15 protein-coding genes are annotated in these 19,344 nt (G+C 40.2%); 8 read left to right on the plus strand and 7 right to left on the minus strand.

Going from position 1 to position 19,344, the window contains the following annotated elements:
- Nucleotides 1–23: 23 nt before the first annotated feature.
- Together ACO1QW_RS17975 and ACO1QW_RS17980 are read right to left on the minus strand one after the other, a co-directional pair.
- Entirely contained in the window at nt 24–1,163 is a 1,140-nt protein-coding gene (locus ACO1QW_RS17975; RefSeq protein ID WP_486260769.1) for an FG-GAP repeat domain-containing protein, read from the minus strand.
- A gap of 96 nt (nt 1,164–1,259) precedes the next feature.
- The gene (locus ACO1QW_RS17980; protein WP_486260770.1) at nt 1,260–1,775 is read right to left on the minus strand and encodes a hypothetical protein; all 516 of its coding nucleotides are present in this window, start codon (nt 1,773–1,775) and stop codon (nt 1,260–1,262) included.
- A gap of 163 nt (nt 1,776–1,938) precedes the next feature.
- Between ACO1QW_RS17980 and ACO1QW_RS17985 the strand changes: the two genes are divergently transcribed.
- The 4 genes from ACO1QW_RS17985 (at nt 1,939) to ACO1QW_RS18000 (ending at nt 8,000) form a co-directional block, all read left to right on the plus strand.
- Nucleotides 1,939–3,867 (plus strand): tetratricopeptide repeat-containing sensor histidine kinase, encoded by a 1,929-nt coding sequence (locus ACO1QW_RS17985; protein ID WP_486260771.1) that lies wholly within the window; start codon nt 1,939–1,941, stop codon nt 3,865–3,867.
- A 9-nt stretch (nt 3,868–3,876) separates the two neighbouring features.
- Nucleotides 3,877–4,500, plus strand: a complete 624-nt coding sequence (locus ACO1QW_RS17990) for a response regulator (RefSeq protein ID WP_486260772.1) — start codon at nt 3,877–3,879, stop codon at nt 4,498–4,500.
- 119 nt (nt 4,501–4,619) lie between these two features.
- The gene (locus ACO1QW_RS17995) at nt 4,620–7,457 is read left to right on the plus strand and encodes a WD40/YVTN/BNR-like repeat-containing protein (RefSeq protein ID WP_486260773.1); all 2,838 of its coding nucleotides are present in this window, start codon (nt 4,620–4,622) and stop codon (nt 7,455–7,457) included.
- A 48-nt stretch (nt 7,458–7,505) separates the two neighbouring features.
- A complete protein-coding gene (locus tag ACO1QW_RS18000; protein WP_486260774.1) occupies nt 7,506–8,000 on the plus strand; it encodes a hypothetical protein in 495 nt (164 codons plus the stop codon).
- A gap of 76 nt (nt 8,001–8,076) precedes the next feature.
- On the opposite strand, the gene ACO1QW_RS18005 is transcribed toward ACO1QW_RS18000, so the two are convergent.
- Nucleotides 8,077–9,270: a thiolase family protein gene (locus ACO1QW_RS18005; protein WP_486260775.1), complete on the minus strand. Its 1,194-nt coding sequence runs from the start codon at nt 9,268–9,270 to the stop codon at nt 8,077–8,079.
- A gap of 67 nt (nt 9,271–9,337) precedes the next feature.
- Here ACO1QW_RS18005 and rlmN point away from each other — a divergent pair, with 67 nt between their 5' ends.
- Nucleotides 9,338–10,393, plus strand: coding sequence for a dual-specificity RNA methyltransferase RlmN (gene rlmN, locus ACO1QW_RS18010; RefSeq protein WP_486260776.1), 1,056 nt, complete (start codon nt 9,338–9,340; stop codon nt 10,391–10,393).
- A 75-nt stretch (nt 10,394–10,468) separates the two neighbouring features.
- Here the strand turns inward: rlmN and ACO1QW_RS18015 are convergent, their stop codons facing one another.
- A complete protein-coding gene (locus ACO1QW_RS18015; protein WP_486260777.1) occupies nt 10,469–13,357 on the minus strand; it encodes an outer membrane beta-barrel protein in 2,889 nt (962 codons plus the stop codon).
- The gene (locus ACO1QW_RS18020; RefSeq protein ID WP_486260778.1) at nt 13,354–14,592 is read right to left on the minus strand and encodes a 6-bladed beta-propeller; all 1,239 of its coding nucleotides are present in this window, start codon (nt 14,590–14,592) and stop codon (nt 13,354–13,356) included. Before ACO1QW_RS18020 ends, ACO1QW_RS18015 begins: the two co-directional genes overlap by 4 nt.
- Before the next feature lie 229 nt (nt 14,593–14,821).
- Between ACO1QW_RS18020 and ACO1QW_RS18025 the strand changes: the two genes are divergently transcribed.
- Nucleotides 14,822–15,829: a pseudouridine synthase gene (locus tag ACO1QW_RS18025; protein ID WP_486260779.1), complete on the plus strand. Its 1,008-nt coding sequence runs from the start codon at nt 14,822–14,824 to the stop codon at nt 15,827–15,829.
- Entirely contained in the window at nt 15,819–16,541 is a 723-nt protein-coding gene (locus ACO1QW_RS18030) for an RluA family pseudouridine synthase (RefSeq protein WP_486260780.1), read from the plus strand. The genes ACO1QW_RS18025 and ACO1QW_RS18030 overlap by 11 nt, the downstream gene beginning before the upstream one ends.
- Nucleotides 16,542–16,666: 125 nt before the next feature.
- Here the strand turns inward: ACO1QW_RS18030 and ACO1QW_RS18035 are convergent, their stop codons facing one another.
- Both ACO1QW_RS18035 and dinB read right to left on the minus strand, forming a co-directional pair.
- A complete protein-coding gene (locus tag ACO1QW_RS18035) occupies nt 16,667–17,302 on the minus strand; it encodes a peroxiredoxin (RefSeq protein ID WP_486260781.1) in 636 nt (211 codons plus the stop codon).
- A 105-nt stretch (nt 17,303–17,407) separates the two neighbouring features.
- Nucleotides 17,408–18,598 carry a DNA polymerase IV gene (gene dinB, locus ACO1QW_RS18040; RefSeq protein ID WP_486260805.1) on the minus strand — a complete coding sequence of 397 codons (1,191 nt, stop codon included), beginning with the start codon at nt 18,596–18,598 and terminating at the stop codon, nt 17,408–17,410.
- Nucleotides 18,599–18,662: 64 nt separating this feature from the next.
- Here dinB and ACO1QW_RS18045 point away from each other — a divergent pair, with 64 nt between their 5' ends.
- Complete coding sequence (locus tag ACO1QW_RS18045) at nt 18,663–19,283, plus strand: hypothetical protein (protein WP_486260782.1); 621 nt, start codon at nt 18,663–18,665, stop codon at nt 19,281–19,283.
- Nucleotides 19,284–19,344: the final 61 nt, after the last annotated feature.

Genomic DNA, 19,344 nt, shown 5'->3' on the forward strand with positions numbered 1-19,344 from the left:
TTTCAAGTAAGGAACGTATTGGTTTATCGTCTGTAGTTAGTGAGAAAAATGCTTGTTGCCGGCCGGGAGGCGGCATACTGTGAATCAGGTGGAAGGTCATGACTCACAACGACTACGCAATTACCTTCGAATTTTCCTATAGCCACTTGTGGTTTTAGATTAGTAAAAGTATTGGCGATATATTCCCGTTTAAAACTATAGTCGAAGAACTGGCCATTGCTTAATACTGCCTGGAAACTTTTTTCGTTGTAATCATATTCCACTAAATCGAATTTCCCATCATTGTTTACATCGAGTGCGGCAATTTTATGATGTTTGCCAACCGCCCAGGGTTTTAACCACACGCCGGCTTGGTAACCTGTTGAGGATTGAAATGCCGAACCAGTACTAAGTGCTACTCTCCATTCTCCTGTTGGTTGATGTACAACAGCGATGTCATCTTTTTTATCGCCGTTAAAGTCTCCTGTTACAATATTCATATCAGCTGTTTGTGCCCAACCTGAAAGCCAAATACCTGCCGGGGTAAAGAACGGCAATGCACCCGGTGTTGGATTTTTAGTATACAGTGCTACTGCAAATTCATTTCTACTAAAATTCCAACCTAACAGGTCAGCTTTACCATCGCCGTTGAAATCACCGGATAAGTATCGGTCTGCAACGGTCCAATTAGATAGTACGTTATATGGATTAATGAAATTGATACCACTTGTTGGGTCATGCATATAGCGCCAGAATTGATTTGCCCGTCTGTCAACTACGATAACTGATGCACCGAATTCCTCAGAGAAATTTCCCGTGAGTAATTCATCAGTGTATTTTAAGCCTGAATTAATTGCATAGCTGCCTGTTTGTCCCACAGTACCGGTATTATCTCTTTCAATTTTCACCTGGGTATTTCTATTTGCTGGAGTAAACACCAGCAGTCTGTCCCTACCCTGTTTTAAAATGTCCAGAGAAATATATTTAGTTGCAGGATCTTCACAATAAGCACTGGAAAATGTTTGTGTAAAAAGACGGGTTGAGTTTTTCGTAATGTCAGCCGGCGCATTTGTTAGCGGCGTTGAACTTCCATAAGAACCAACCTGCACGATTTGATCCTTTAATAGTTTTACCGTTACTGGTTGGGTTTGGTTAATGGAAACCGGCTGAGTAGTCGGTTGCATTATTTTGAGTTGGCCTTGAGAGTTAGCAATGACCGATAGTGCGAAGAATAAAAGAAGCGTACTCTTTTTCATATTGTTTATTATTAAAAGAACATTTTAAAATGCATTCCAGGTTTGTCCTGTTTTAAAATCGTAACCTGTTTTACCCGTTACTGATCTGATGCCGGTCTTAAGATTATTTTGATAATAAGTAGTACCGATCCGTTCAGCCTGTAAGGTTACGCTTGTGCTGCCGTTTGCATCTTGAACCGAGATTACACGAATTGCTTCCAGCCGAACAGTCGACAAAACGTTCCATGTTGGTTCGGCTGGCACTGTATTAGTAAACACAGCATAGGGAATGGTTTCCTTACTGCCTTGCAGTGTTGCTAAAGTTGCCGATGCACCTCCCGATGGCATTGTAAACTGCACTTGTGCTTTACCGGCAGTAACTCCCGAAAAACCGATAGCGATAATTTGTCTTTCGTAAAATCGTTGAACGCTGGTGCCACGAACCGGCTGGCCGTTAGCATCAACTATCTGCAGAAATGTTTCCTGCTTGGTTTGTGATGTTGCAGCGCCACTAATAGCCAACAACGCAGTTAACAGTAAGTATTGAAATAAATGCTTCATGTTTTGGATGATTTATGATGTAAACGTAGTACGGCGGATGAATACGCTGCCTCATGGAAAAACAGGATTTTTAAGCATTTAAATCATGGAAAGTTGGGAGAACAGTTTTGGAGAGAGTCTTTTTTATTTGTGATAAGATAATTTTTAGTTTACTTTAATTCGAATGAAAAAACTACTTCTCTATACGGCATTTTGTATTACAACCGCCCACGCACAGGAGTTTATGAATAAAGACAGCCTGTTGCAATTAGTACCCGCTGCGAAAGAGAATAAAGAGGCAGTTGACCTATATATTAATATTGGCCAGCAATATGAAAACAGCACACCTGAGCTGGCGAAGTTTTATTATAAAAAAGCTGGCGACCTAAGTAAAAAAATTAATTATCCTGAAGGTGAAGCACGCTACATTTTCAATTACACCTACGTATTAAACCTGCAGAGCCGTTTCGATTCAGGTTTGCAATTGAATCTTCAATCTGTTGACATTGCAAAGAAGTTGAATGACCCTGTTCTACTCGGCAAAGCCCTGTTTAACACGGGCACATCTTATCGTGTGCTGTCTCAATATGAAAAGGCCGCTACTTATTACGAAGAAGGGAAAAAAGTATTTGCCGGAAACAATGACAGTTTAATGGAAGCTAAAGGGTACGATATTTTACAGCTCTTGTATTATGATCTGCGCAACTACGATCGTTCAATTGCTTATGGTGAAGCTGCTGTAAAATACCTTCGAACAACAGATGATTCCATATGGCTCGGCAATGCGCTTAATAATTTGGCGATGAGTTATTCGAAACGGAAAGAGTATGCCAAGGCAGAAAGCGCCTGGAAAGAAGTATATGCAATTGCAAAAAACATTGGCCATGTAGAAATGCAGGTAGCACAAATGCTCAACCTTGGGGATTTAAGTTATAACCGGGGCGAATATGATCAACTGAAATACTATTATGACAAAGCGCTTGAACTGTCGAAGGACATGGATAGCAAAGAAACTATTGCTGTGAGCTATCGGGGCTTAGCCATTTATTATTTTTTTCAAAAAGATTTTCAGCAGGCAAAAACCATGGCGTTAAAAGCGCTGGATGTTGCAAGTCAGGAGAAATTATTACAGGAAAAAGCAAAGATCCTGGACATGCTTGCCCAAATCCATTTTGCATTGCATGATTTAACTACTGGTCAGCAATATGCGTTACAGTCGGAGATGATTCTCGACAGCATCAGCAACACAAACATTCAAAAGAATATAATCGACATTGAAAAAAAATATGAGTCTCAAAGAAAAGATAACCAGATCAAACTCCAACGTTCAGAACTCAAGCAAAAGAATACCATTAACTACCTGTTGGTGGGAAGCGCAGTAACACTGTTGCTGATATCCTTATTGTCTTATCGCAACTACAGGCAAAAACAAAACATCCAGCAGCAACGTATCACTGAACTCGAAACGGAGAAACAATTAGCAGCGACCGAAGCCGTGTTAAAAGGTGAAGAGCAGGAACGAACACGTTTGGCAAAGGATCTTCACGACGGATTGGGCGGCATGCTATCGGGTATAAAATATACACTCAATAATATGAAAGGCAACCTCATTATGACAGAAGAAAACGCCCAGGCGTTTGGTCGGAGTATTGATATGCTCGACAGCAGTATTCGTGAAATGCGCAGGGTAGCACATAACATGATGCCCGAAGCACTCGTAAAATTTGGACTTGATACTGCCTTGAGGGATTTTTGCAACGACATTAATAAAAGTGGTGCTTTACAAGTGCAATACCAATCGATAGTATTGGAAGGAATAGAAATTGATCAGACAAAAAGCGTAACGATCTACCGCATTGTGCAGGAATTATTAAATAACACTATGAAACATGCATCGGCAAAAAATGCCTTGGTGCAGTTGAGTTATAATGATGGGAACTTAACAATAACGGTAGAAGATGATGGAAAAGGTTTTGATGCTGCCCTATTAAAACAATCGAAGGGTATTGGATGGAGTAATATTCAAAACCGTGTTGAATTTTTGAAAGGTAAATGGGATGTGGATTCGCAACCAGGCAAAGGAACATCGGTTAACATTGAAATGACGGCATAAAAAAATTTTATGAGCCTTGGAACAAACGTTTTTATTGTGGATGATCACTACATGGTGGTAGAAGGTATCCGTTCACTTTTGCAATATGAAAAGGGCATTGAGTGGATGGGTCATGCCATGACTGCCGAAAGTTGTATTTCGTTTTTGAACGGCAGGCAACCCGATGTTATTTTCATGGATATTAATCTCCCCGATAAAAGCGGCATTGATCTTTGCAAAGAAGTCAGTCAAAAATATCCATCAATTGCAATCATCGGTTTAAGCACATTTAACCAGCAAAGCTTCATCAGCAAAATGATGGAAAATGGTGCATCCGGCTATGTATTAAAAAATGCCAGTAAAGAAGAACTGCTGTTTGCCATACAAACAGTGATGCGTGGCCGAACATTCTTAAGTCATGAAGCAGCGATGATCGCTGAAAAAAAAGAAGGCGATGATTTGCCTGTTCTTACCCGTCGTGAAAAGGAAGTACTGGAATTAATTGCTGATGGACTAACAACCCAGGAAATAGCCGATAAATTGTTTGTAAGTGCTGCTACTGTTGAAACACACCGCAAGAACCTGCTGCTAAAACTGGAAGCAAAAAATGTTGCCGCCATGGTAAAAATAGCAGCGAAATTGAATTTGATCTGACACACCTCCTCTTTATCCATTTCGCTGCCATTTTACTTCAACGCATTCTCTCGCTATGCAGCATAAATCCCGGTGAAAGTTCTTAACTTCCTAGTCTTAATTTTTAATTTAAATACTGTATGCGTAAAACAGCCTATCTGAGCTTGGCATTAGCTGTGGTTATTATTGGCAGCCTGGTAATATACCGTTCTACAAAAACGAATGTGAATAATACAAAAACAGCCAACCTTTCGCTTGAAATGGAAGAAGATGAAGAAGAAGGCGGTTATAAACGTCGTCTCTATGAATGGAAATTGTTACATGATCCTGCCACGGGTGAAATTCCAAGAGATATTAAAAACAGGGAATCAGAATTGCTTAGATCAATTCAACGAAAACAAACAAGCGCCGGCTTTCGCCAAACAATCAACAATGCATACACCATTGCTGGACCTTCACAAAACGGAGGAAGAACAAGAGCCGTTGCTTACGATCAGCGGAATAACGGAGTTATGATAGCTGCTGGTATTTCAGGTGGAATTTTTCGTTCAACAGATGGCGGCGCAACATGGGCATTTGTTCATCCAACAAACGGAGTTAGAATTGTAAGTTGCCTGGCACAAGATCCGCAAACACCTAATACATGGTATGCAGGAACCGGTGAACTATTAGGAACATCACAAACTTATCCCAATGCATTTATACCTGGGTTTGGTCTATTAAAATCAACAGACAATGGAATAACATGGAATGCTATTGTTTTTAATGCTACCAATAATTTGCGGGAAAGGTTCGATGATATTTTTGATATGATCTTCAATGTGCAGGTTAATGCAAACGGCCATCTGTTTGTTGCGGCTTTATCATCTATCTGGCGTTCTACCGATGGGGGAAGCACCTTTGAGCCGATTTTATTTGAGGAAGGTGAATTAGATAATGCCAGCCAGAACATTGAAAATATGATGACCGATATCGCCGTGTCAAAACCGGGAGTTGTGCCTGTTCGTTACTACGCCTGTTTTACCGGAAGAAACCGGGATAGTGATACTGCGGGTGTCTGGACTTCAACTTCTGGCACTTATGGAACTTGGACAAAAATTGGTAGTCCTTCTTTGGTAACTGGGTGGAGAGCTCATAACAACGCCACAAGCGGAGGCGAGTACACCGCAGGTTGGGGCAGAACTGTTTTAAGTGTTGCACCCAGCAATTCAAATATTTTATATGTGATGTATGATAATGCCCTCAGTGCGTCATCGGGCGAACCGGAAGCTGATCTTTTTCGGGCCGATCTTACCAGTTTCCCAACTGTATCGTGGGCGAACAGAACCGCAAACCTGAAAGCCACACAAAATGCAAACACGACAAAATACATGGAAACGCAGGATGGCTATAACATGCTTCTTGCTGTGCATCCGACCAATACAAACCTTGTACTTGCCGGCGGAGTGAACCTCTTTAAATCAACGGATGGTTTTGCAACACAAGGAACATTTATTGGTGGATTAGAATCGACTACATACACCGATCCCAATAAGTTTAGTCATGTCGATTTTCATTCATTTGCTTTCAGTCCCGCAGCTCCTAACCGATTTGTTGTTGGTAATGATGGCGGCATGCAGGTGACGCCGGATATTACTGCCGGAACTATAACATGGAATAACCTCAACAACTTATACCAAACTTTTCAATTTTATCATGTTGCCATCGACCCAACTGCAGGTTCACTTACATTTTCAGGTGGCGCACAGGACAACTCAACCAGCTACCGTGATTCCAAATCTTTGTTTGGCCCTGGTTTGCCCGACCCAAATGATCATTACGTAGGTATACTTGGTGGTGATGGTGGCATGACAGCTCTTTCTCCAAGTACTGCAACCCAACAATATTTATATGCATCGGCCCAAAACGGTATTGTAGCAAGGTTTGATGTGGGAGGCCCTACGGCAGATATTCAGATTGATCCCAGTGCGGCTCCGGAAGGCGAGTTTGTAACTTATTACCATCTCGATCAGGATAATACAGAGATCATGTATTATGTAGCTGATGATAGGATGTGGAGAACAACCAGTGCTTCAACTGTTACACCAACTACGGGCTGGACGGAAATGACAGGCGTTGCAACAACACTAACCGGAAATATTTTTGCACTTGCTACATCAAGAGGGAACTATAATAATGCAAATAGCTACCTATTTATCGGAACCGAGAATGCCAAAATTTACCGGATGCAGGATCCTAAAAATGCCGCTGCCGGTGCAACACCCATCGACATTACTCCTTCAGCCATAACAGCCGGTTCATTGGTTCGTGAAATTGCAGTTAACCCACGTAACCCTGATACCGTTTTAGCTGTCATTTCAAATTATAATAGTGTGAGTGCTTTCTGGACAGGAAATGCTTTATCTGCTACTCCAACCTGGCAAGCAGTGGAAGGAAATATTGCATCATCATCTTTCCGTTCGTGCGCTATTGTTGCTACCACAACAGGTGTTGAATATTATGTAGGCACATCCATTGGTTTGTTCAGCACGTCCACAATCAGCAGTGGTACCACAAGCTGGCAATTGGAAGGCCCTGCCATGATGCAAGGTGCAATTGTAAACGACCTGGTTTTACGTATAGCTGATAATACGTTGCTTGTGGGCACACATGGTAACGGTATGTTTTATACTGTCATTGGCAATGTTGCCACTTCTGTTCCTGACGTTGTAGTAAACGATAAACGATTTATCAATACTGTTTTCCCAACAGTTATTCCCGCCGGCGACATTAATTTCAGAACAGGCGGAATCACTGGTGTGAAAATGATCAACATTCGTGTTACAGGTTTAAATGGACAAGTATTGCTGCAACGAACACAGGCTTACCAGAATGGATCGGTACCGCTTGGTCCTTTAGCAACAGGTAGTTATGTTCTTGAAATTATAAGCGATAACCGCAAGTACAAACATGTACAACAATTTGTGAAAACCAATTAAAGCTTGTGTAATGTAGTTTGGGAAAGCATCCACAGCTAAATATGTAATATGAAAACATTTTTAACAGGCTTGGTTTTTATTTGCTGCACATCCTTTACACAAACAGGAACATATCCTGTTGCCAAATTGTATGCTTACCAGCAAAAAGTGAGCGGCGGTGCAAATTTTTCTTCGGAAGAAAAAAGAAAAGCGAAACTGCAACTATTCGTTTACCTGCTGGTAAAAAATGGCAGAAGTATAACGGTTGATGAGGTATGGATGGATGGACGTAGAACAACGTTTAAAACCGAAGAAGTTAAGTCGCCGGTTACCATTGAAAAATCGCTCAAGCTTGGAAACAATGCTGATGTGGAAACACTGGTGCCGGAAACAACACATACCGTTATGCAAATTGTGTTTACAGCCGATGCTGCAACAGAAAAAATCAGTTCACCATCACGTTATCGCAATTATCCTTTACTGATAAAATACAGTGAGAACGGTAAGCCATATTTTCTCGGAACAAAAAGCTGGACGATGCTATCGCCCCAGGTAAATCAATAAAAATTTCTTTCAACAAAAAAGCTGTTACGATTCATCTTCGTAACAGCTTTTTACTTTATAGAGGTCATCAACGTTTTCAGATCATTTCATATATAACAGCTGCACCTTGCCCCACTCCTACACACATTGTTGCTAATCCATATTTATTTTTTCTTCTTTTCATTTCGTGTAGTAAAGTTGTGGAAATGCGTACACCACTGCAACCCAAAGGATGACCAATGGCAATTGCACCACCATTTACATTCACCTTTTGTATATCCAAACCAAGATCATGAATGCAGGCAATGCTTTGCGAAGCAAATGCTTCATTCAATTCAACAAGATCAACATCAGCAACAGTTAAGCCTGCACGTTGCAATGCTTTCTGCGTTGCAGGTACCGGGCCAATGCCCATAATGGAAGGATCAACGCCTGCAACCGCCATCGATTTTATTTTTGCAATAGGCTTCAGGCTATATTTAGTTACCGCATCTTCGCTTGCTAATAACATTGCCGCTGCACCATCATTGATACCACTTGAATTACCGGCAGTAACAGTACCATCGCTTGCAAATGCAGGTTTTAATTTAGCCAGCTGCTCAACGCTTGTTTCTCTTGGATGCTCATCATTCTGAACTACGATTACTTGCTTTCCCTGTAAAGCTTCAACTGGAATAATTTCATCAGCCCATTTCCCTTCAGCTTTTGCAGCGGCATATTTTGCCTGGCTTTCAAATGCAAATTCATCCTGCGCATGGCGTGAAATATTCCATTGCCTTGCAACATTCTCTGCAGTTTCACCCATGCTGTATGGATGATATAACTCCGACAGACGTGAATTCAAAAAACGCCAGCCAAGTGTGGTGTCGTACAATTCAGTTTTACGGCCAAATGCGTCACTTTGCTTCGGCATTACAAATGGTGCACGACTCATACTTTCAACTCCACATGCGATCATCAACTCAGCATCGCCATTCGCAATTGCTCTTGCGCTATCCATGATCGCCTGCAAACCACTTGCACATAACCTGTTCACCGTATTACCTGCAACTGTTACGGGCAAACCTGCAAGCAATGCTGCCATACGTGCCACATTGCGATTATCTTCACCACTTTGATTGGCGGCACCTGCAATCACTTCTTCAATTGCATTTATATCGATAGATGCATTGCGGTGAATTAATGCTTTAATAACATGAGCAAGCAGATCATCGGGCCGAACGCTTGCCAATGCGCCCCCGTATTTGCCAATGGGCGTGCGGATGCAATCGATAATGTAAACTGGGTTCATAGCTAATTATAAAAGCCAAATGTAAAGAACTCAATTCAATCCGCTTTTGCTTTGTACCTTTGCCGCTATGCAAGTAGCGAACGAGCGAAATATCCGCCACTTAAGTCTTGAAGAAATCACTGATTACTTCGAAAGCATTGGCGAAAAGAAATTCAGGGCAAGACAGGTGTATGAATGGCTTTGGCAAAAACACGCCCACAGTTTTGCCGACATGACCAACCTGAGCAAAGAACTCCGTCAAAAATTAGGTGAAAAATTTACACTTCCGGCACTGGCTGTGGATGCCACGCAGTATTCTGCTGATGGAACGGTAAAGTCTAGATTCCGCACACATGAAGGACATTTGGTAGAAGGTGTGCTGATCCCAACTGATGAACGCAAGACAGCCTGTGTGTCATCGCAGATCGGCTGTTCGCTCAGTTGTAAATTTTGCGCCACCGGTTATATTGATCGTAAACGTAACCTCAACTATGATGAGATCTACGATGAAGTGGTGTTAATCAATCAACAAAGTGAACGTGTTTACGAAAAGAAACTTACCAATATTGTTTTCATGGGTATGGGTGAACCCTTGCTCAATTACAAAAATGTGTTGAAAGCAATTGAACGCATCACTTCGCCTGATGGATTAGGAATGAGCCCCAGGCGTATTACTGTTTCAACTGCGGGAGTTGCAAAACAGATCAGGCAGTTAGGTGATGATGAAGTGCGATTTAAATTAGCCCTCTCCCTTCATGCAGCAACAGATGAGAAGCGTCATGAGATCATGCCGATCAACGATACGAACAATATTAAATCGTTGACCGATGCATTGAATCATTTTTATAAGAAAACGGGGAATGAAATAACGTTTGAATACATCCTGTTCAAAGATTTCAATGACAGTTTGCAGGATGCTGATGAGCTGATTAAATTATATCGTCAGGTGCCTGCTGATCTTATTAATATCATTGAATACAATCCTATCGACTTAGCGAAATTTCAAAAGCCCGATGAAGATGTAACAAACAAATTCATGGCCTACCTTGAAAAACATAAAGTAAATGCCCGGCTAAGAAGAAGCCGTGGTAAAGATATTGATGCAGCTTGCGGTCAATTAGCAAATAAAGAAGGAATTAACTAAATGGATTTGACGTAATAAAAAAGCGGCCATGCAATAATTGCATAGCCGCTTTTTATTTATGCATGTAACAAGTCTTTATTGTTGCCTGCCGCCCATCCTGGTACCCGGACCATTACCTCCACCGGGGCCCCGACGACCACCACCACCTTGCCCTACACCAAACTTGCGTGGGAAATATGAAATGGTTAACATATAAAATTGTTCAAGCCCGTTTGTAACAGTTGTATTAATACCATTGCTTCCGGAACTGATGAAGATGTTCCTGTTTTGGCGCAGGATATCCATGGCAGAAAACTTCGCTTCAATTTGTTTAGTCTTCATAAAACGGTGACTGACGTAAGCATTCCAAAGCAGAGATGTTTGTTTGCTTGCCACGTTCTTTACATAGTTAAGCGTGCTGCTGAGTGTGAAATCTTTCGGATATTGAAGATTCATACTTGCAGATGTTACATAGTTCTTATTATTAAACGACTGAAGTTTGCCACCTGTCTGTTTGCTGTTGCTCATATTTACACCTTGTGACAAAGAGAAGTTAATGATATCTGCTATAGCAAAATAAACACGCAGTGAATTGTTGAAGTTTTGCGTACGTGAAATTGAAAATATCTGATCGATGTAGTTAGGCGACTGGCTGTTGAATACTGATCCGCTGTAAGTGAACTGCAGCACATTTTTTTTCAGCTTGATAGATGTATTAACGTTACCAAATAAGCTCCATGTTTTTCTTCCGTCAATATTAATAAGATAAACGTCACGACTACCATCATTGTAAATATTGCTGCTGTCGGCAATTGCATTTTTCACACGTCCGATATTACCATTCAGATTGAAATTAATATCGGCTTTTTTATTTCGATTATTACCCCTGTTGTAATTGAAATTGAAACCAAAGCTGTTAGTTGCTGAAGGTTTCAAAAATGCTCCTCCGTAGTTGAAATAGTATCGGTTTGTGCTATCAATAATAGGATACAATTGATCAAGCCCCGGAATAGAATAATTTTTAGAGTGGTTCACATTAAAGTTAATGTTGTAGCCATTTGTTTTTTGATAGTAATAAGCAATGTTTGAGTTTGGTGTAAAGAATGCAAAATCTCTTGTCAGATTTCTGTTGCTGAAGTTAGAACGATCCTTTTCCCATAAAAACTGACCACCAAGATTTGTTGTGAATGTAACAGAACGATAAAAACGGTTAGAAAGATTCTTAGTAAACGCTTTCGACAAGTTCAAAGCCGGTTCTTCACTTGTACGGGTGTTTTCATGCAGGTTCGTGATCTTATTATTGATCACATACACTTTGCCTGTAGAATCAAAATCGCTTACATTATAAGTAACGTTTGATTTACTCACCTGGAAATTGTTCGTAAGCCTGATGTTAACGTTCCAGAGATTATTACTGCCAAACAACAAACGCTTCAATGCATTGTAGGTAAAGTTGACGCCGCCATTCAAATTGGTCGAGTTGGAATTGTAAAGGCGATTCAGCGACGTGTTGCGTGCCGGATTTTCATACGAGTCAAAATCTGTAAGCGTGTTTCGCAAATTGTGATTTTCGCTATAACCTGAATTAACCCTCAATGAAAAACTTTTCAGGTTACGTTCATCACTATCCTTATTCTGAAAATTTCCACTTAAGTTGATGTTTCGGTTGGTGGTTTGCGATTGCGAGGACTCAACATTTTCACTTACAACACCCACGCTATCCCTTTCAGTTTTTGACGTTGATGAGGAATTGCCTAAGCCTTTTGTTTCACTTGCTGAAATACGAAAGCCGAGATCTTTATCCCTGTCACGTTTATTATAATTTACCCCAATTGACTTTGTATCGTTATCCTGTGTTGAATTGCGTGTTGAAGACGTATATAATGCACCGGCACCGGTAGTAGATGTACCGTTTGAAATCGAGCTTACATTGTTTACGTTGCCACGAGCTGTCAAATCAATTGACAACTCATTTGTTCGTTGGTTGTTCGTTGTTTCAATAAAGCTGTGCTGAAGATTTGCGCCAACAAAATATATTTTATTAATACCCTGTCCTCCGAAGTTAGCTACATACCTGTTGCGTGGATTAAAACTGCGGAATGTTGTTTCGCCTAATAATGATTGTAGATCTTCAACACCTTTATTAATGTTGTTGATAGCGGCACCTAAACCAAATCTTGTTTTTTTATTGTAAGCCTGCAAACCAAGGTCGCCTTCAAAACGCTGATCGGTTCCAATACCAGCGCCTCCTTTACCAAAATAGCCATTTTTCTTATCAGCCTTCAGTTTAATATTCATCGTGAGCAAAGAATCAGATGCTGTTCTTTCAGCCGGAGTTTTGCTGCGGTCTTCTTCAGTGTACACTTGTATTTTATCGATCGCATTCTTCGGCAGGTTTTGTGTTGCAATAGCAGGATCATTGCCAAAGAATGGTTTACCATCAACATATACATTAGTTACTTTCTTTCCATTTACTGTTACAGTACCATCGCCCCAAAGTGTAACGCCGGGAACTTTACGCAACATATCTTCCACCACTGCATTTGAATCTAATTTAAACGCAGCAGGGTTTATTTCCAATGTGTCGCCATTCATACGAATAGGCAATACAGCTTCAATTACCACTTCACCAAGGCTTTTAAAATTGGTGCCGAGCTGAATGTTTCCAAAGCTGTAAGATGAATTAGTACTGTCGAGCTTAACGATTTTTGAAAACGATTTGTAGCCGGATGATGTAAGACTGATCAGCAATGGCACATTGAGCGGCATCTGCTGAAAATTAAATTCACCGGAAACATTTGTAAGTTGATAGTTCAGTAACGTAGAGTCACTTTTTTTATAAACAAGTACAGTTACAGATTCAAGGCCATAATCGTTTGCAGAATCTTTTACAGTACCTGTGATGCTGCCTATCGGTCCTTCCTTTTTTTCTTGTGAGAACACAATACAGGGAAGCAGAAACAGTAAGATGGTAATTAATTTCATTTGGTTTTTGTAAGTGGTTTCAGGATGATGATAACAGGGTTTGATGATGATTTGCTTTTGTCGAAATATGATTTCAATTCAGGGGAATACACGGGGTTCCTGTGTTGTTCTGTTTCTTTTGAACGGAACATCGCATCGGAAGAGATGCTGCTATACAAAGCTGCGTTGTCGTAGTATTGAACATTCCATCCCATGATGGGCAACCAGGCATTGCTACTGTCGGGTGTAATTCTGTTAACGTTGTAAAAACGGTTTGTGCTTTTATCAAAAATGAAACGACGGTCACGTTTTTGATAATCAAGTGAAAAAAACAGCAGGTTGTTAAAAGGTACCAGGCCATTTATTTTCCATACATAACCTGCATTTGTTTGCCGGTATTCTCTTAACTCATTACGTGAGCTGAATTGCTTCGAGAAAAAAGTTTTCGGTACTGTATTTTCAAATGGCAGTACAAAATTATAGAGCGTCGTAATGCTATCGGATGTGTACTGGTAGATCGAGTAATTATAAGGACGTGTAAAGTATACCGACTTTGCGTTGTTTGCCGGAAAGAATTCGATATTACCCGGATCTGCTAAATAAGATGAATTTCTTTTTGGGTAGGGAAAATAAGAACGCAGTGTTTTATTGCCGTCGGATATTTTCAGTTCATAGTCAACAGAATCCTTTGCGTCTTTATCTTCCAACACAATGCTATACAGCCATTCCTTTGAAAAGTAATAAGGGTTGGCCATATAAATAGTAAAATCGGGTACTTCCTTGATCTGTTCCTTCTGAATATCGGTCAAATCGTAAAGCACAGCCCTTGCATATTTTCTACTGTTCTTAGAAAAAGGATTGCGTACCAATTCATCGATAAACTCCTGTGTTGGTTTAAAGTTTTTATTGGCTTGCAGCAAATAAAGCGCATTGTCTTTTTCCATGAACTGCATACTGCCTAACTGATACTTTTCATCCTTGTATTTCTTAATAAACTTTCCTGACTTATCGAAAAAATACAACCCTTGTGTATCATAATCGAAAATGATAAAATATTGAGGAGTTACAACTAAACGACTTATTTGTCCAAACGTACTTTGCCTGGTTGTCTCGAGTGGTACATAAGTAATGCTTTCAAAAATTCTTGATGCTGGTGCTCCAATGGTTGAGGCCGGATCAAAATAGAGTGTTTGAGGAGCCTGGGCTCCGACAGCATAGGTTAACAATAAGAGAAGGGGAACGAAAAAATTTCTCATAGATCAGTTTGACGTTTTGTTTAAAAAATCCTTGCAAAATAAATTTCGAAATGTTAAGTATGAGCCAATGATTGGATGAACGGTTGTGTAATCTGTTAGTCTGAATAAATGGAAGTAGATGAAAAATTTGACTAACGATCGATATTAATATTGCGTAGAACATTTCTCTTCAAAGCATTTCAGTTAACTTTGCCCCTCATCCTGTTGCAAAACAGCAAATACAAACCGCATGACAAAAAAGAGTTTCGGCAATTTTCAAAGCCAGAAAACAAACGCTCAGAAGAAAGAAGAATTCCGCCAGGAAAAAAAACAGGCAAGAGCCGAAAAGAACGAATACTTCGCCAAAAAGAAAGCAGAAGAAAGAAGTTTAAGACCACAGTCAACAAAACCCGGCAAAAAAACCGAGGCTTATGTTGCAAAGGCACAAACTCCTGCTCAGCCAATTACATTTAAACGTGAATCGAACGATGGTGAAATGCCATTGAATAAATACCTGGCTCATTGTGGCGTTTGCAGCCGCAGGGAAGCGGCGGAAGTAATTAAGACTGGCACTGTGTTGGTGAACGGCAAAGTGATTACCGAGCCCGGACATAAAGTAACGGATAAGGACGAAGTGAAAGTAAACGGCAAAAAGATCAGCATTCAAAAAGAACTAGTGTATATTCTGCTCAACAAACCGAAAGATTATATCACTACGTCAGAAGATCCGCAGGGAAGAAGAACGATAATGGATTTGATGAGAGGAGTTTCAACAAATCGTATTTACCCCGTTGGACGTTTAGATAGAAATACAACCGGTGTTCTTTTGTTAACCAATGATGGTGAACTCACACAAAAATTATCGCATCCAAGTTTCCAGGTGAAGAAAGTTTACGAGGTTACACTCGATAAACCTTTAGAGAAAAAAGATTTTGAAAAACTATTGAATGGTGTAACGCTTGAAGATGGTTTTATTGCACCCGATGCCTTGGGTTATGCTGATCCTAAAAATAAAAAGATAGTTGGTATAGAAATTCACAGTGGTCGCAATCGCATTGTACGTCGTATGTTTGAATCGCTGGGTTATGATGTGAAAGGATTGGATCGTGTATTGTTTGCAAACCTAACTAAGAAAAATGTTGACCGTGGCAAATGGCGTTATCTCAACGAAAAAGAAGTACGTCTCCTGAAGTTCCTCAATAAATCGTTTGTAAAAAAGAAAGAAGAAACAAAAGGCAAGAACAGAGATGAAGAATAAACTGGAAATTATTGCCGAAACGGATCACTGGATCGCACTTAACAAACCATCCGGATTATTATCCATTCCAGATCGTAAACAGAGTGAACCGTCGTTGAAAGATTGGCTGAATGAAAAGTATGGCAAAGTGTGGATCGTACATCGTTTGGATAAATTCACAAGTGGTTTAATTGTGTTTGCAAAAGATGAAGAAACACATAAGCTGCTATCAAAACAATTTGAAGACCGCACAGTAGAAAAATTTTATCTCGGTCTTGTACACGGCACACTAGCCAATAAGGAAGGAAGTGTTGATGCCGCAATTATGGAACATCCCGCCAAAAATGCCACCTATATTACGCATGCAAAAGGCAGAGCTTCGTTAACTGATTATAAAGTGCTGGAAGAGCATGGACTTTATTCCTGGATGCAATTCCAGATACATACAGGACGTACGCACCAGATTCGTGTGCACATGAAACATATTGGTCATCCTATTGTATGCGATGATGTTTATGGTACCGCCACACCTGTTCTTCTCTCATCAATGAAAAGAAAAAAGTTTAAGCTTGCAAAGTCGGAAGAGGAAGAGCGACCATTACTTAACCGTCTTGCATTACATGCATGGAAATTGAAGTTTGCAGATGTAGATGATAAAGAAGTAGAATTGGAAGCACCGCTTTCAAAAGACCTGCGTGCTTTATTGCAACAGTTTGAAAAATGGATTAAGTAAGCTGCTGCTATTAGCTATCGCTTCAGGAAAATTCAAAACAACCTCAATCGTTACCGCACTTGAGTTTATACCAAAATAAAAAAGCCCCCGCTTATCGGGGGCTTTGCATAACCAGATAGTATAACTTATTTATTTGGTTGAGGAGTATAACGTAAATAAGGCTTAATCACTTTTACACCTTTAGGAAATTTCTCAATAGCTGCTTCAGTACTTACAGCAGGAACCACAATTACATCTTCTCCTTCTTTCCAATCTGCCGGTGTAGCCACACTATAATTAGCAGTTAACTGCAATGAATCGATCACACGCAATACTTCATGAAAATTACGACCCGTTGAAGCCGGGTAAGTAATAAAAAGTTTTACTTTTTTATCAGGACCAATGATAAACAATGAACGCACGGTAAATGTTTCTGATGCATTGGGATGAATCATGTCAAACAGGTTAGCCACTTTCCTGTCTTCATCAGCAATAATGGGGAACTCAACACTTGTATTTTGTGTTTCATTAATGTCATTAATCCAGCCTTTGTGACGATCTAAACCATCAACACTTAATGCCAGCACTTTTACATTACGTTTTTCAAACTCATTTTTTAACAGGGCTGTTTTACCAAGCTCAGTTGTGCATACAGGCGTGTAATCTGCAGGATGCGAAAACAACACTCCCCAACCATCACCTAAGTATTCATAAAAATCAATATCACCAATGCTTGTTTTTGCCTGGAAATTTGGTGCCACATCACCTAAACGTAAACTCATAAAACAAAATTAAAAAAGTGAACAATAGAATTTGAGAAGGCAAATATAGCATATCCCTACTTAATAGATAGACTTTAGTCAAAATATTTGCCCCACGAACATCAGTTAGGAAATATCGGGCAACTCATTGTCTTCTTCTTTTCGTTTGGCATTGCGACCTTTTGTGAGAAGGGCTTTGCCAAAACGTTCCTTTACATTATCAATGGCTTTGTACAGTTCATTTTTTTTCTGTACATCCTGGAAGAGGTTGGTTTGTGAGGCCTCATCTGTTAACTCACTTAATTTCACACCAAGCAAACGTACTGGTTGCCCTTTTTTATACAACTGGTGAAACAACTGCTTTGCATTATAGATCAACTCATCGTCATAAAATGTATAAGGGATAGAAGCTTGCCGTTGCTGCGTATCAAAATTTGGGTAACGGATCTTTATTGAAACACATCCAGCCATTTTATTATCCTGTCGTAACTCATGAGCAATTTTTTCTGTTAAGCGAACGATCTCTGCTTCAAGAAATTCGATATCATTCCTGTTTTCATGAAAAGTGTTTTCGCTTGAAATAGATTTTGATTCATGATAAGCATTTACTTCACTATTGCTGATGCCTTGCGAACGAAGCCATAGGTCTCTTCCATGTTTGCCCAGTTGTTGCTCAAGCATCACCGGGTTTACATTTTGCAGATCACCGATAGTTTCAATGCCAAGGTCGAGCAATGTGTGATAAGCTTTCTCGCCAATACCCGGAATTCTGTTTACTCTTAAAGGAGCAAGAAATTCTTTTTCCTTACCATATTCAACTACAATATAATTGTTGGGCTTTGCTAAATCAGTTCCAATTTTTGCAACCAGTTTGTTTGATGCCATGGCAAATGAAATGGGCAACTGCGTCGCTTCAATAATTTCCTGCCGCAGATCAACCGTCCATTGTACCGGATCAAAAAACCGATCCATGCCTGTGAGATCAATATAAAACTCATCAATTGATGCTTTTTGAAACAACGGTGCTTTTGCTGCGATGATATCCGTCACCCATCTTGAGTAACGGCTGTAATCGCCACGTGTTCCCTGCATAACAATCGCATGCGGACAAAGCTTCATTGCCTGCGCCATGGGCATACCGCTATGTACTCCAAATGCACGTGTTTCGTAACTGCATGTGCTTACTACTCCTCTTTCTCTTGTGCCTCCCACAATTACAGGTTTGCCAACGAGTGAAGGATCATTCAAACGTTCCACCGATACAAAGAATGTATCAAGGTCGAAATGAGCTATAATGCGTTTATGCGCCAAATTCACACGGTTATAAACCGGCAAGGTACAACATTGAAAAAATTGAGTAGTATTGCACAAATTATAATGTATGAAAATCCTGAAATCCGTTGCAGTGCTCACCCTCACCTTGTTTTTTTTCACATCGTGTACAAAAGAAAAATCCATTGATACCGGGGGAACTGGCACGCCTGGTACCGGAGGTTCGGGAGGTTCGGGTATTCAAGGCACGTGGAAATTTGTTTCGTTAACGGGAAAAGATTCCACAGTTCAGATTTATAGAGATGCCAGCATGGAACTGCGTATTGAAACAGTTGCCAACCTGTCATCATCTAATCCCAAAGGTTCTTATATTTTTTCTGCAAACACAATTACGGCCCAAGGTGTGGGTTATGATTATCAATCCCCCATTACTTCTAAAGAATATGAAAACGATATACTTCAATCAGAAACAATAGCACCTCTCAGTGGAATTATTGCACCCACCAGTGGCTCAAGTGTGTACAAACTTGTGGGGGCAGATTCGATGTACCTAAACCAAAATATGTTGGGAGGCATGAGTTCGGCTCCGGGTGGCCTTAAGTATAAGCTGGAAGGAACAAAACTTTCATTATTTGTAATAGAAACCTATGCCGATTCAACTATCGACAACGGTGTAAAAATCATCGAAAAAATAAACACCTCAGTTACAGTTATTTTGCAAAAGCAATAATAGATTTTTCCTGTCTATAATTAAGAGCCGTTCACTGAACGGCTTTTTCATTTTCATATGG

This window comes from Lacibacter sp. (genome assembly GCF_057361365.1).

Coding starts and splice junctions, on each gene's coding strand:
- ACO1QW_RS18025 (WP_486260779.1), top strand. CDS start 14,822: ATGACAAAAAAGAGTTTCGGCAATTTTCAAAGCCAGAAAACAAACGCT.
- ACO1QW_RS18000 (WP_486260774.1), top strand. CDS start 7,506: ATGAAAACATTTTTAACAGGCTTGGTTTTTATTTGCTGCACATCCTTT.
- ACO1QW_RS17990 (WP_486260772.1), top strand. CDS start 3,877: ATGAGCCTTGGAACAAACGTTTTTATTGTGGATGATCACTACATGGTG.
- ACO1QW_RS18015 (WP_486260777.1), bottom strand. CDS start 13,357: ATGAAATTAATTACCATCTTACTGTTTCTGCTTCCCTGTATTGTGTTC.
- rlmN (WP_486260776.1), top strand. CDS start 9,338: ATGCAAGTAGCGAACGAGCGAAATATCCGCCACTTAAGTCTTGAAGAA.
- ACO1QW_RS17980 (WP_486260770.1), bottom strand. CDS start 1,775: ATGAAGCATTTATTTCAATACTTACTGTTAACTGCGTTGTTGGCTATT.
- ACO1QW_RS18020 (WP_486260778.1), bottom strand. CDS start 14,592: ATGAGAAATTTTTTCGTTCCCCTTCTCTTATTGTTAACCTATGCTGTC.
- ACO1QW_RS17995 (WP_486260773.1), top strand. CDS start 4,620: ATGCGTAAAACAGCCTATCTGAGCTTGGCATTAGCTGTGGTTATTATT.
- ACO1QW_RS18030 (WP_486260780.1), top strand. CDS start 15,819: ATGAAGAATAAACTGGAAATTATTGCCGAAACGGATCACTGGATCGCA.
- ACO1QW_RS18045 (WP_486260782.1), top strand. CDS start 18,663: ATGAAAATCCTGAAATCCGTTGCAGTGCTCACCCTCACCTTGTTTTTT.
- ACO1QW_RS18035 (WP_486260781.1), bottom strand. CDS start 17,302: ATGAGTTTACGTTTAGGTGATGTGGCACCAAATTTCCAGGCAAAAACA.
- ACO1QW_RS18005 (WP_486260775.1), bottom strand. CDS start 9,270: ATGAACCCAGTTTACATTATCGATTGCATCCGCACGCCCATTGGCAAA.
- ACO1QW_RS17985 (WP_486260771.1), top strand. CDS start 1,939: ATGAAAAAACTACTTCTCTATACGGCATTTTGTATTACAACCGCCCAC.
- ACO1QW_RS17975 (WP_486260769.1), bottom strand. CDS start 1,163: ATGCAACCGACTACTCAGCCGGTTTCCATTAACCAAACCCAACCAGTA.